Here is a 12,063-nt window from a genome sequence, read left to right on the forward strand (position 1 = left end):
GCCTAGAAGCCGGCGGTGATGCGGGTGAAGTCCCAGTTGTTCTGCGAGACGCCGCTGCAGGTCTCCGAGACGCCGCCGCCGGGGCAGGGGCGGTCGCGGTTGACCGACCAGAAGGCGAGCCGGGTGAGGCCCTTGGAGTTGGCCCAGTCGCGGATCTGGGTCCAGATCGCGGTCGTGGTGACCTCCGACTGGTCGGACAGGCCGTTCATGCCCGAGATGCCCATGTGGGAGTAGGCCTGCGCGTCGGTCCAGCCCCAGGCGTTCTTGAGGGCGTTCTTCAGGCCCTCGGAGGCGTTGACCGTGTTCTGGTACATGTTCGCGCCGCCGCCGAAGTCGAACGGCATGATCGTGTAGTTGTCGACCGGCACGTTCAGCGCCTTCGACTGGTTGATCAGCCGGATGCCGTCGCCGCCGGGGCCACCGGTACCGGTACCGAAGGTGAGGGCGATCTTGACGTTCGGGTTGTTCTGCTTGACGATCTTCAGCCCGCCGAGGATGCGGTCCTGGACCGTGTAGTTGGAGAACTCGTCGGTGTTCTCGATGTCGAAGTCCACCACGGCCGGGCCGACGGCGTTGATGACCTGCTGCACGGCGCCGGCGAAGGCGGACGACGAGGAGCAGTTCGGGCCGAGCTTGTTGCCCGACCAGCCGCCGAAGGAGACCTGCACGCTGCCGCCCGCGCCCTTGATGGCCGAGATCGTCTGCGCGTCGACGCCGCCGGTCAGCGGCCTTGAACCGTCCCACATCGGGTTGCAGCCGCCGCCGGACAGGATGAACGCCATGGTGAAGGACTTGACGCCGGTGGCGCTCATCACCGAGGTGGCGCTAGGCGGGCTTCCCCAGCCCATGTAGAGGTACGGCGCGCCGGGCATCTTGCCGACCGGGGGCGGGGGCGTGGTGCCGCCGCTCGGCAGGGTCCACTTCTGGTTGGCGCTCGCGAAGCAGTCCCAGATCTGCAGGGGCGTGCCGTCGGCCGAGCTCGGTCCCGTGGCGTCCAGGCACTTGCCGAGGGCGCGCAGGGTGCCGTCCGATCCGGCGGTCCAGGACTGCGCGGCGCTGCCGTTGCAGTCGTAGATCTGGACCTTCGTGCCGTTCGCGTTGCTGGCCGCGTTGACGTCGAGGCACTTGCCGAGGGCGCGGATGGTGCCGTCGGTGCCGACGGTCCACTGCTGGGCGGCGGTGCCGTTGCAGGTGTAGAGCTGGACCTGGGTGCCGTTGGCGCTGTTCGCCGCGGCGACGTCGACGCACTTGCCGCCGTAGCCGGTGATCTGGCCGGTCGCGGCGAAGGCGGGGGAGAGGCCGGTCAGCACGAGGGCCAGGGCGGCCACGAAGGCGCCCATGAGCAGCCGGAGCCGGGAGGTGCGGGAGCGTGCGGGATTCATCGGGGGGTGCCTCTTCCTGAGAGGTCAGTGCTTTAAATAAGCAGTGGAAGAAGGGGGTGGCAGGGGTGTCTCGGACTCCCTTCCTGCGGGCCGGGTGGGCAGCCCCGGCCTACAGGAAAGGTTCTTTCTTATTTCACGACCCGAATTTAACGCTTGTGGGCCACGGTGAGTCAAGGGGTGCGTTGCCCTGGCCGCTCAGGCCTGCAGCGCCCACTTCTGGTTCGCGGCCGCCGTGCAGTCCCAGATCTGCAGGGGCGTACCGTCGGCGGAGCTCGGTCCCGTGGCGTCCAGGCACTTGCCGAGCGCCCGCAGGGTGCCGTCGGCGTTGAAGCTCCACGACTGCGCGGCGCTGCCGTTGCAGTCGTAGATCTGGACCTTCGTGCCGTTCGCGTTGCTGGCCGCGTTGACGTCGAGGCACTTGCCGAGGGCGCGGATGGTGCCGTCGGTGCCGACGGTCCACTGCTGAGCCGTGCTGCCGTTGCAGGTGTAGAGCTGGACCTGGGTGCCGTTGGCGCTGCTCGCGCCCGCGACGTCGGCGCACTTGCCGCCGTACCCGGTGATGGCCTTGCCGCCCGTGCCGCCGCCGGACTGCGTGCCCGACCAGGTGAAGGTCGCCGAGGTCTTGGTGGGCAGGCTGTAGGTGAACGACTGGCCGCCCCAGTTGACCTTGACGGACTGGGTGCCGCCGGTCGTGTTGTACGCGATGAGCGCCTTCGACCCGTCGGGGTTCTTCCACGCGACGTTCTTCACCGAGGAGTTGGCGGTGGAGTCGACCCGGTAGGCCCCCGGCTTCACGAACTTGGTGAGGTGGCCCATCGTGTAGTACTCGATCGTGTAGTCGACCTGGCCGCTGCGGGCGTCGCCGTTGTGCACGGTGATCAGGCCGGTGCACGTGCCGCACCCGCCGTTGTGCGGGCCCTGGTTCTGGTCGACGGCGAGGCTCCACTTGACCCAGCTACGGTCCCAGTTGCGGGTGTAGTCGATCAGGTTGTTCATGTCCTCGGTCTGCTGGTCCGGGATCCAGTTGCCGCCCGAGTGCTCCGTCATGTACGCGTTGACCTGCGGATACTGGTTGTGCACCGTGGTCTGCGTGCTCACGTCGCCGCCGTACCCGTGCCAGGCGATGCCGCCGAACAACGGGTCGTTGCGGATCGCGGTGTCGGCCAGCAGCGGGGCGGCCCAGGTGTTGTAGGCGTCCCAGTTCCAGTCGTTGACGAGCGTCTTGGTGGTGATGCCCGCGTTGCGGAAGGCCGGCCACAGCGCGCTCTTGATGAAGTACTGCAGGCCGGAGGTGTTCCAGTTCATCGAGGGGTACCCGGCGCAGCACGTGGGCTCGTTCTGCGGCGAGACGTAGTCGATGCGCACGCCCTGGGCCTGGTACGCCTGGATGTACCTGGCGAAGTACTCGCCGTACATGCCGTAGTACTGCGACTGCAGCCAGCCCTGGCTCCAGGCGTTGTTGTCCTTCATCCAGGCCGGCGAGCTCCAGGGCGAGGCCATGATCTTCAGGGCCGGGTTGAGCGCCTTGGCCTGCTTGGTCAGGGGGAGGACGTCGGCGAGGTCGTGGTTGATCGAGAACCCGGTCAGGTCGCAGCAGGTGTCGTCGTAGGAGTAGCTGGACCGCGCCAGGTCCGAGGATCCCATCGGGTTGCGCACGAAGCTGAGGCCGATGCCGTTGTTCGGGTCGAACAGCTTCTGCATGACCGCGGTGCGCGTGCTCGCGCTGAGCGCGCCGCTGCTGTTCATCAGCCAGGCGGCGGTGTCGGTGAACGACGCGCCGCCGCCCTCGAACTGCTGGTAGGTGGTGTTGTCGTTGACGGTGATCGTCTGGGCCGCCGAGGGGCTGGTGGCCGCGAAGGACACCGGCGCCTGCTGCTGCAGGCCCCTGGTCACCGTGCGGCCCCCGGAGTCGGAGGTGGTCGTGAGCCAGATGTTCACGGTCTCGCCTGCCGCCTGCGCGGCCGGGGCCTGGGCGACGCCCAGCCCGGCGCCCGCCAGCAGCAGGACGAGGGGCAGGGCCAGCCTGGATCTTGGGAAGGGCATGCGGATCTCCATCTGGAGGATGAGTGAAGACCTGCCGTACGGCCCTGCCCGGCATCGCACTGGCGTGAAGCAGTGGTAACACGCCCGAAACAGGGGGCGCAACGTCTGCGCGGCAATTAAATTCACTTCTTAAATCTCGCCGCGAAAAAAGTAACGCGACGGGCGCCCGGCACCCGGGGCATGAACGGGTGCCGGGCGCCTGCGATCCGCTACGACGCCTGACGGCCCCCTGCCGGCGTCGATATCCGTGCCGCCGAGGTGCCGAGGCCCGTGGGCGGGAACGAGAAGCCCTCCGGCGCGCCGGCCTGCCGGGTGCGGCGGAGCTCGTCCTCGGTGTACCGCACGCACCCGCGGTGCCATTCGAGGATGCCCGACATCCACTCCTTGAGGTCGTCGGCGTGGCGGGTGAGGATCGCGCGGGCCGTCTCGTCCAGGGCGTACTCGTCGAACAGCGCGGGCAGGTCGTCGGCGACGATGTGCTCGAACTGCCGCATGCGCGCCTCCATCAGGCCGGCGACGATGTCACGCGCCTTCCACCGGTCGACATCAAGGAAGTGCTCCACCACCAGGACGAGGTTGTGGATCTCGCCCTCGAACTCGATCTCCTTCTGGTAGGAGAACAGGTCGTTGGTGAAGCACGCGTAGTCCTGTGCGGCGGTGTCCAGCTCGCGCATGACGCGGGTCTGGTAGATGCCCGGGGGCACCTCGCCGGCGTGCGCGAGCCGGGCCAGGCTCATCGTCATGTCGGACCCGAAGGTCCTGCGGCGCATCTCGATGTAGTCGACCGGGTCGGGGATGCGGTTCTGGGCCTGGTTGGCCACCTCCCACACCCAGCTCGAGGTCATGTCCTCGATCGAGGCGCGGAACCGCCGCCGGGCGGACACCTCCATCGGCCCGGCGGTGCGCCGCCACAGGTCGGCGAGGCCCCGCTCGATCGGGTTCGCCGGCTCGGGGGTGGGCCCGGCGTCCAGCGGCATGAAGGCGGGCAGCCGGTCGTCGCAGAGCCTCGCCCCCGCGACGTCGCGGGTCGCCCCGAACACCAGCGGGAAGTAGTCGTCGCCGTAGGTGCCCCAGGCCAGCCAGTCGGCGGACAGGTTGAGCTCGTCGGCGGTCGCGTCGGCGTGGATCATCGCGGCGCAGTGCGCGAAGTCGAAGCCGGCGAAGCGCCGCTCATCCCAGACGCCGCCGGCCTCCACGCCGGGCACCGAGTCGAACATGCCCATCTCGCGCGCCCAGCCGGGCGCGTAACTGCGCGCGGCGTCGAGGTGGGGGCTGGTGCGGACCGTGAACGGCATGTACAGGCCGGGGAGCGGCAGGTGCCCCACCGGCTGGAACGGCACGTGGGAGTGCTGCCGGGCCCTGCGCGCGAGGCCGAGGCCGGTGGGGGAGAACGCCAGGCCGGCGGTGCCGAGGCCGGTGGGGCCGGGAAGCGCCTCTGAGGACCCCCGGACGGCGCCCTCGTTCATGTACCTGCTGGACCTGGCGTGCCACTCGTGGCCGCCGGACTGCCAGTCCTGCAGGCCCTTGACGTAGGCGGCGACCCCGGCCTGCTCGTGCGGTGGCACGGCGTGCTCGGCCAGCAGGGCGGGCACCTCGGTCAGCGCGGTGTTCTCGAACTGCTGCAGCCGGGAGGTCAGCAGGTCGTTGACCAGCTCGGCCGCCTCCTGCGTCGAGCAGTCGAAGAACCGTTCGAAGACCAGCACGGCGTTGGAGTTCTCGCCCTCCTCCTGGACCTCGCGCTGGTAGGAGAACAGGTCGTTGCGCAGGTGCACCGCGTCGGAGAAGGTGTCGGACAGCACCCGCATCGGCCTGGTGGCGGCGATGGCGTCGGGGATCTCGGCGTGGACGGCGTACTCCACGAGGTTGGCCGACCACGGCGCCCCGCCGACCCTGCGCCGCATCTGGACGTACTCGATGGGGTTGGCGACGCGCCCCTGGTCGATGTTGTCGAGCTCCCACATCGACTCGACCATCAGGTTGTGCGTGCTGGTGACGAACCGCCGCCGCCACTCGGGCGACATCGACGGGACCGTGCGCTCCCACAGGTCCTTGAGGCCCGCCTCGGCGGGGTTGGCCGGCTCAGGGGACGTCTCCCCGTCGGCCGTCATGAACAGCTCCAGCCGGTCGAGGTGGGCCTTCGCCCCGGCGAGGTCGCGAGAGTACTTGAACTGCTCCAGGAAGTGGTCGTCGAAGAAGAACACCCAGACGTACCAGTCGGTGATCAGGTCGAGGGTGGGGCCGTCGCAGTCGGGATGGGTGTAGGCGCACATCAGCGCGTAGTCCATCTCGGCCAGCGCCGCCCGGTCCCAGACGACGCCGCCTCCGGGCTTCGGGGCGTCGAGCATGCCCATGCGGCTGGCCCAGGCCTCGCTGTGCTCGCGGGAGCGTTCCAGGTGGGGGTTGATCCTGGCGGGATACGACAGGTAGAAGTCGGGCAGTGTGAAAGCCTGCATAGGCGTGCCTACTCTCTTGAGCCGACGACTGGTGCAGTTCACTTACGGTGACGACGGTGGCACCGAGGGTACTGTACGGCAACGTCCGGGTAAGCGATATCCCCGCACCTGGTCAAGAGCGGGCCTGTCCACCCCGGCCTGATGGGTGCTCGCCTCCGTTCCTGGAGCGCTCCCGACTGAATCGGTTCATGTCCCGGCGCCCCATAGGCGCCCCGCGCCCGGCGCGCGGGGGCCCGTCCGGCGATTGGTCCGGTTAGTGGAAGGCGACCCGGCCATCACCCCTGATTAAAAGGGTGCGCTTCGGTGTGCGCGATATCCGGCCTCCCCGGCGCCCGCCGCCCTGACGTATCGAACGTGTCACGGCTATTGACAGCGCGGACACCGAAATTTTACGTTCTCGGTACTTATCCGGTTCAGCAAAAAGCGTCGGGGCCCGGTTCGGGCCTCGCGCACGCCGACCGCTCCGCGACCACGAACGAGGTGTGAGCGCCGGCGGTTCAGAGCTGGGGGAGCGCGCGCGGCTCGCGCCGTGGGAGCGCTCTCACGGCTCCGCGGGGCTCGGCGGATCCATCGGGGCTCGGCAGGCACGCGGACCTCCGCCCGACGGGCGGGGGAAGGAGAGACAGATGCGTAAGCGGGTGCGGATCATGGTCCCGCTCCTGGCGGCCGGCATGCTCGCCGCCGGCTGCACGGGCGGCGGATCGACGCCTCCCCCCCAAGGCTCCGGGGCGGCGGGCGCGCCGTCCGCCGACCCGGCGAACCCCAACGCCCTGCCGCGCAACGAGACGCTGTACACCAGCGGCACGCAGTGGGGCCCGCCGGCGAACTTCAACCCGATCCGGGAGTGGGACTCGGCGACCGGCACGAAGGGCCTGGTCTACGAGACCCTGTTCCACTTCGACCCGAACGCCGGGAAGCTCACCCCGTGGCTGGCCGAGAGCGGCGGCTGGACCGACGACACGACCTACGAGGTCAAGCTCCGCCAGGGCGTCAAGTGGTCGGACGGCACGCCCTTCACGGCCAAGGACGTCGCCTTCACCTTCGGGCTCGGCAAGATGGAGACGATCCCGTACCACAACGTCTGGGAATGGCTGAAGAACGTCGAGGCCACCGACGACCAGACCGTGAAGTTCACCTTCTCCACGGCCAACTACCAGGAGTGGGACTTCAACCTCTACAACCGGGCGATCGTGCCCGAGCACCTGTGGGGCAAGCTCTCGGAGGAGGACGTGCTCAACGGGGTGAACGAGAACCCCGTCGGCACCGGCGCCTACAAGTTCTCCAGCCACGACCAGGACCGCGCCGTGCTCACCAAGCGCGACGACTGGTGGGGCAGGACCGCGCTCAACATGGACCCGAAGCCGAAGTACATCGTCGACATCGTCAACACCAGCAACGAGGTCGCCATGGGCCTGCTGCTGCAGAAGGGAATGGACCTCAGCAACAACTTCCTGCCCGGCGTCGCGAACCTGGTCAAGGGCAACTTCGGGCTCGCGACGTTCTACAAGGAACCCCCGTACATGCTGTCGGCCAACACCGCGTGGCTCGTCCCCAACACCACCAAGAAGCCGATGGACGACGTGGCCTTCCGCAAGGCGCTGGCGACCTCGGTCGACACCAAGAAGATCGTGGAGGGGGTCTACGGGAACCTGGTGAAGGCGGCCAGCCCCACCGGGCTGCTGCCCCAGTGGGACCAGTTCGTCGACCAGAGCCTGGTGAGCCAGAGCGGGTTCTCCTACGACAAGGACAAGGCCAGGAAGATGCTGGCCGACGCGGGCTACAAGGACCGCGACGGCGACGGGCTGGTGGAGAACAAGGACGGCTCCAAGCTCAGCCTCACCCTCATGGTGCCGTCGGGCTGGACCGACTGGATGGAGGCGGCGCGCTCCATCGCGGCCAGCGCCAAGGAGGCGGGCATCGCCGTCACGCCCGACTTCCCCGACTACAACGCCCTGGTCGAGAAGCGCGGCAAGGGCGACTTCGACCTGTTGATCAACAACGAGCGCCAGCTGTCGAACTCGCCGTTCACCTACTACCAGTACGTGTTCCAGCTACCCGTGCAGAAGGTACAGAACACGGTCAACTTCGGGCGCTACGAGAACAAGACGGCCTGGGAGCTGGTGCGGAAGCTGGACCAGGTCAAGACCGACGACCTCGCGGGCATGAAGGCGGCCGTCTCCGCGATCCAGAAGATCCATCTGGACGAGCTGCCGGTCATCCCGCTCTGGTACAACGGCCTGTGGGCCCAGTCCAGCACCAGCACGTGGAAGAACTGGCCCTCCTCGGAGCAGGGGGCGCCCAAGTCCGCACCGGTGATGTGGCGCAACTGGCTGGAGATGGGCGGGTTCGAGACGCTCACGCAGCTCCAGCCCGCCGCCTCCTGACCGCATGACGCCGCCCCCTCCTCTTCCCGCGCGTCGGGAAGAGGAGGGGGCCTTTCCTGGAGACTGCCCGTGCGTCGATATTTCGGTCGGAAACTGCTCATCTACGGCCTGACGTTCGTCGTCGCCGTCACGATCAACTGGATGATCCCGCGCTTCATGCCGGGTGATCCGGTGGCCAGCATGCTCGCCAGGGCCAGGGTGTCCCAGCCCGAGGCCGTGGAGGCCATGCGGGTCTACTACACCAGCCTGTTCGGCTTCGACCAGCCCCTGTGGCAGCAGTACCTGGGCTTCTGGGCCGCGCTGCTGCGCGGTGACTTCGGCATCAGCATCTGGGTGTTCCCCACGCCGGTGCGCACCGTCATCCTGGGCGCGGTGCCGTACACGCTGGCGCTGATGATCCCCTCGGTGCTGCTGAGCTGGGTGGTCGGCAACCGGCTCGGCGCCTACGCCGCCCGGCGGAAGCTGCTGGACAACACCGTCCTGCCCGTGGGGTACGTGCTGACGGCGACGCCATACATGTGGCTGGCCGTGCTGCTCGCCTGGGCCTTCGGGGTGATCCTCGGGATTTTCCCCGTCGCGGGCGGCTACAGCTTCTCGACGCGCCCCAACTGGTCCCTGGACTTCATGCTGGACCTGCTGCACCACTGGGCGCTGCCGTTCGCCTCGCTGTTCCTGGTGGCGCTCGGCGGCTGGGCGATCGGCATGCGCAACATGATCATCTACGAGCTGGAGTCGGACTACGCCAACTACCTGTCGGCGCTCGGGGCCCCGCAGCGGCTGATCAGGAGGTACGCGTTCAGGAACGCGGTGCTGCCGCAGATCACCGGCCTGGCTCTGCAGCTCGGCGTGCTGGTGGCGGGCGCCCTCGTCACCGAGATCGTCTTCTCCTATCCCGGCCTCGGCAGCCTGATCCTGAAGGCGATCCAGAACCAGGACTTCTTCCTGCTGCAGGGCACGTTCCTGTTCATCGTCCTCGGCGTGCTGATCGCCAACTTCATCATCGACATCGTCTACGTCGTGGTCGATCCGCGTACGAGGGCGGGAATGGCGGGTGCGTCGGCATGACGGCTCTTCCCGAGGTCCCGGCGCGCGGGGCCGAGTCCCCGCCGGGCGTCCGGCGCGAGGCCCTGTACTTCGCGGTGCGCAACACCAAGCTGGTGATCGGGGCCGGCGTCGTCCTGGTGCTCCTCGCGCTCGGGCTGGCCGGGCCGCTGCTGGTCGCCGCGCAGCCGAACGAGTACGTCGGCCTGCCCATGCGGCCGCCGTCGGGGGAGTACTGGTTCGGCACCACGACCTTCGGCCAGGACATCTTCGCCCAGTTCGTGTACGGGCTGCGCACCACCTTCCTGGTCGGGGTCCTCGGCGGAGGGGTCGCGGCGATCGTCGGCATGGTGGTCGGCTTCGTCGCCGGCTACCGGGGCGGTCTGGTGGACGAGATCCTCAACATGCTGACCAACATCGTCCTCGTCCTGCCCGCCCTGGCCGTCCTGCTGATCGTCAACGCCTACCTCGGCATCCGCAGCGTCGGCGCGCAGGCGCTGTTCATCGGCCTGACCTCCTGGCCGTGGGCCGCGCGGGCGATCAGGGCGCAGACCTTCTCGCTGCGCACCAGGGACTTCGTGGACCTGGCCAGGCTCAGCGGCGTGAACACCTGGAAGATCATCAGCAGGGAGATCGCGCCGAACATGAGCTCCTACCTGTTCATGACGTTCATCCTGCTCTTCGGCGGCTCCATCCTGATCGCCTCGTCGCTGGACTTCATCGGGCTCGGCCCCACCGAGGGGGTCTCGCTCGGGCTGATGCTGCAGAACGCCAGCCAGTGGAGCGCGATGCAGCTGGGCCTGTGGTGGTGGTTCATCCCGCCAGGCGCCGGGATCACCGCGATCGTCGGCGCCCTGTACGTGGCCAACGTGGGCCTCGACGAGGTCTTCAACCCGAAGCTGAGGGAGACATGAGCCTGCGGGTCAGCGATCTGAGGGTGCATTACCAGACCCTGAAGGGCGTGGTGAGGGCGCTCGACGGCGTCTCGTTCGAGGTGGGGGACGGCGAGATCCTCGGTCTCGCGGGGGAGTCCGGCTGCGGCAAGACCACCCTGGGCAAGAGCCTGATCCGGATGGACGGGCGCATGCGCCACGCCGGCGGTGAGGTCGAGCTGGACGGCGAGGTGATGCCCGTCGGGGACGACCGGCGCATGAACCCCTTCCGCTTCCACCGGGTCTCGCTAGTGCCGCAGTACTCCATGAGCGCCATGAACCCCACCCGCAAGATCGGCAGGATGGTCGCCGAGCTGCTGAGGTCCAGGGGAGTGACGCTGGACGCGGCCAAGCTCGACGCGCGGCTGGAGCTGGTGGGGTTGTCCAGGGAGGTGCTCGGCCGCTACCCGATCGAGCTGTCGGGTGGCATGAAGCAGCGCATGGTGATGGTCATCTCCACGCTGCTCGACCCCTCGCTGCTCATCGCCGACGAGGTGACCTCCGCCCTGGACGTCTCGACCCAGAAGGCCGTGGCACGGGCGCTGGCGGGCTTCCGGGACAACGGCGTGGTGAAGAGCATGATCTTCATCACCCACGACATCTCGCTCACCTACCAGATCGCCGACACGATCATGATCATGTACGCGGGCAAGGTGGCCGAGCGGGCGCCGGCCAAGGTGATCGTCGAGGCGCCCCGCCATCCGTACACCAAGCTGCTGATCGACTCGCTGCCCGAGGTCGGCGTGCGCTACGCCGACCGCAGGCTGGCCGGCATCCCCGGCGGGCCACCGTCCCTGCTCGACCCACCCACCGGCTGCCGGTTCAGGGACCGCTGCCCCCTGGCCTTCGACCGCTGTGCCGAGGAGCCCCCGGCGGTGGAGATCGAGCCCAACCACGTCGTCGCCTGCTGGAAGGCATGATGCTGAGACTCGACAACGTCACGAAGGTCTACAAGGTCGGGGCCTTCGGCGGAAAATCCCTGACGGCCGTGGGCGGCGTGAGCTTCGACGTGCGGCCCGGCGAGGTCGTATCGCTCATCGGCGAGAGCGGCAGCGGCAAGAGCACGCTCGGCCGGATGATCCTCGGCCTCACCCCCGCCACCAGCGGCTCGATCACTCTGGACGGCGCCCCCGTCAAGCCGGGCAAGGCGTACTACCGCAACGTCCAGGGCGTCTTCCAGGACCCCTTCAGCACGTTCAACCCCGTCTTCAAGGCCGACCGGGTCTTCCGGATGATCAAGGAGGCGTACTTCCCCGGCGTGCCGGAGGCCGAGTGGGCCGGGCGCGTGCGTTCCTCGCTGGAGGACGTACGGCTCAACCCCGGCCAGATCCTCGGGAAGTTCCCGCACCAGCTCAGCGGCGGCCAGCTCCAGCGGCTGCTCATCGCCCGGGCCCTGCTGCTGGACATCAAGCTGCTCGTGGCCGACGAGATCACCAGCATGCTGGACGCCTCGACGCGCATCGACGTGCTGAACCTGCTGGCCGAGCTCAAGGCGCGCGGGCTCGGCGTGCTGTACATCACCCACGACCTGTCGCTCGGCACGTACCTGGCCGAGCGCACGGTGGTGCTGCGGCGGGGTGCGGTGGTCGAGATGGGCCTGACCGAGAAGGTCTTCAGCCGGCCGCTGCATCCCTATACCCGGCAGCTCCTGGCGGCCGTGCCCCGGCTGCGGGAGCCCTGGCAGGACGCCGAGCCGGTCGAGACCTGCCCGTACCACGCCGGCGGGGCCTCCGGCGGCCTCCTGGAGGAGGAACCAGACCATTTCGTCGCCTGCGCCCAGCTCCCCGCCTGCGCGGGGAGCCCCTGACACCGCAGGCCATGCCTCATG

The 12,063-nt window shown here is 68.5% G+C and carries 8 protein-coding genes; 5 read left to right on the forward strand and 3 right to left on the reverse strand.

All coding sequences use genetic code 11. The annotated features are described in order from the left end of the window. Positions 1–2 precede the first annotated feature (2 nt). The 3 genes from ACOZ38_RS15345 to ACOZ38_RS15355 form a co-directional block, all read right to left on the reverse strand. Positions 3–1,382, reverse strand: a complete 1,380-nt coding sequence (locus ACOZ38_RS15345) for a ricin-type beta-trefoil lectin domain protein (RefSeq protein ID WP_424531332.1) — start codon at positions 1,380–1,382, stop codon at positions 3–5. Between the two features lie 195 nt (positions 1,383–1,577). Beyond that, the gene (locus ACOZ38_RS15350; RefSeq protein WP_424531333.1) at positions 1,578–3,425 is read right to left on the reverse strand and encodes a ricin-type beta-trefoil lectin domain protein; all 1,848 of its coding nucleotides are present in this window, start codon (positions 3,423–3,425) and stop codon (positions 1,578–1,580) included. Between the two features lie 209 nt (positions 3,426–3,634). Then, a complete protein-coding gene (locus ACOZ38_RS15355) occupies positions 3,635–5,878 on the reverse strand; it encodes a family 2 encapsulin nanocompartment cargo protein terpene cyclase (RefSeq protein ID WP_424531335.1) in 2,244 nt (747 codons plus the stop codon). 626 nt (positions 5,879–6,504) lie between these two features. Here ACOZ38_RS15355 and ACOZ38_RS15360 point away from each other — a divergent pair. The 5 genes from ACOZ38_RS15360 (at position 6,505) to ACOZ38_RS15380 (ending at position 12,042) form a co-directional block, all read left to right on the forward strand. Further along, entirely contained in the window at positions 6,505–8,262 is a 1,758-nt protein-coding gene (locus ACOZ38_RS15360; protein WP_424531337.1) for an ABC transporter substrate-binding protein, read from the forward strand. A 69-nt stretch (positions 8,263–8,331) separates the two neighbouring features. Next, on the forward strand, positions 8,332–9,327 hold the full coding sequence (locus ACOZ38_RS15365) for an ABC transporter permease (RefSeq protein ID WP_424531338.1): 996 nt from the start codon (positions 8,332–8,334) through the stop codon (positions 9,325–9,327). Then, positions 9,324–10,217, forward strand: a complete 894-nt coding sequence (locus ACOZ38_RS15370) for an ABC transporter permease (protein WP_424531339.1) — start codon at positions 9,324–9,326, stop codon at positions 10,215–10,217. Before ACOZ38_RS15365 ends, ACOZ38_RS15370 begins: the two co-directional genes overlap by 4 nt. Further along, positions 10,214–11,155 (forward strand): ABC transporter ATP-binding protein, encoded by a 942-nt coding sequence (locus ACOZ38_RS15375; protein WP_424531340.1) that lies wholly within the window; start codon positions 10,214–10,216, stop codon positions 11,153–11,155. Before ACOZ38_RS15370 ends, ACOZ38_RS15375 begins: the two co-directional genes overlap by 4 nt. Continuing rightward, positions 11,155–12,042 (forward strand): ABC transporter ATP-binding protein, encoded by an 888-nt coding sequence (locus ACOZ38_RS15380; protein ID WP_424537017.1) that lies wholly within the window; start codon positions 11,155–11,157, stop codon positions 12,040–12,042. The genes ACOZ38_RS15375 and ACOZ38_RS15380 overlap by 1 nt, the downstream gene beginning before the upstream one ends. Positions 12,043–12,063: the final 21 nt, after the last annotated feature.

Origin of the sequence: Sphaerisporangium viridialbum (assembly GCF_049674955.1) — a bacterium.
Taxonomy (GTDB): domain Bacteria; phylum Actinomycetota; class Actinomycetes; order Streptosporangiales; family Streptosporangiaceae; genus Sphaerisporangium; species Sphaerisporangium viridialbum.

Coding starts and splice junctions, on each gene's coding strand:
- ACOZ38_RS15355 (WP_424531335.1), bottom strand. CDS start 5,878: ATGCAGGCTTTCACACTGCCCGACTTCTACCTGTCGTATCCCGCCAGG.
- ACOZ38_RS15345 (WP_424531332.1), bottom strand. CDS start 1,382: ATGAATCCCGCACGCTCCCGCACCTCCCGGCTCCGGCTGCTCATGGGC.
- ACOZ38_RS15370 (WP_424531339.1), top strand. CDS start 9,324: ATGACGGCTCTTCCCGAGGTCCCGGCGCGCGGGGCCGAGTCCCCGCCG.
- ACOZ38_RS15375 (WP_424531340.1), top strand. CDS start 10,214: ATGAGCCTGCGGGTCAGCGATCTGAGGGTGCATTACCAGACCCTGAAG.
- ACOZ38_RS15380 (WP_424537017.1), top strand. CDS start 11,155: ATGCTGAGACTCGACAACGTCACGAAGGTCTACAAGGTCGGGGCCTTC.
- ACOZ38_RS15360 (WP_424531337.1), top strand. CDS start 6,505: ATGCGTAAGCGGGTGCGGATCATGGTCCCGCTCCTGGCGGCCGGCATG.
- ACOZ38_RS15350 (WP_424531333.1), bottom strand. CDS start 3,425: ATGCCCTTCCCAAGATCCAGGCTGGCCCTGCCCCTCGTCCTGCTGCTG.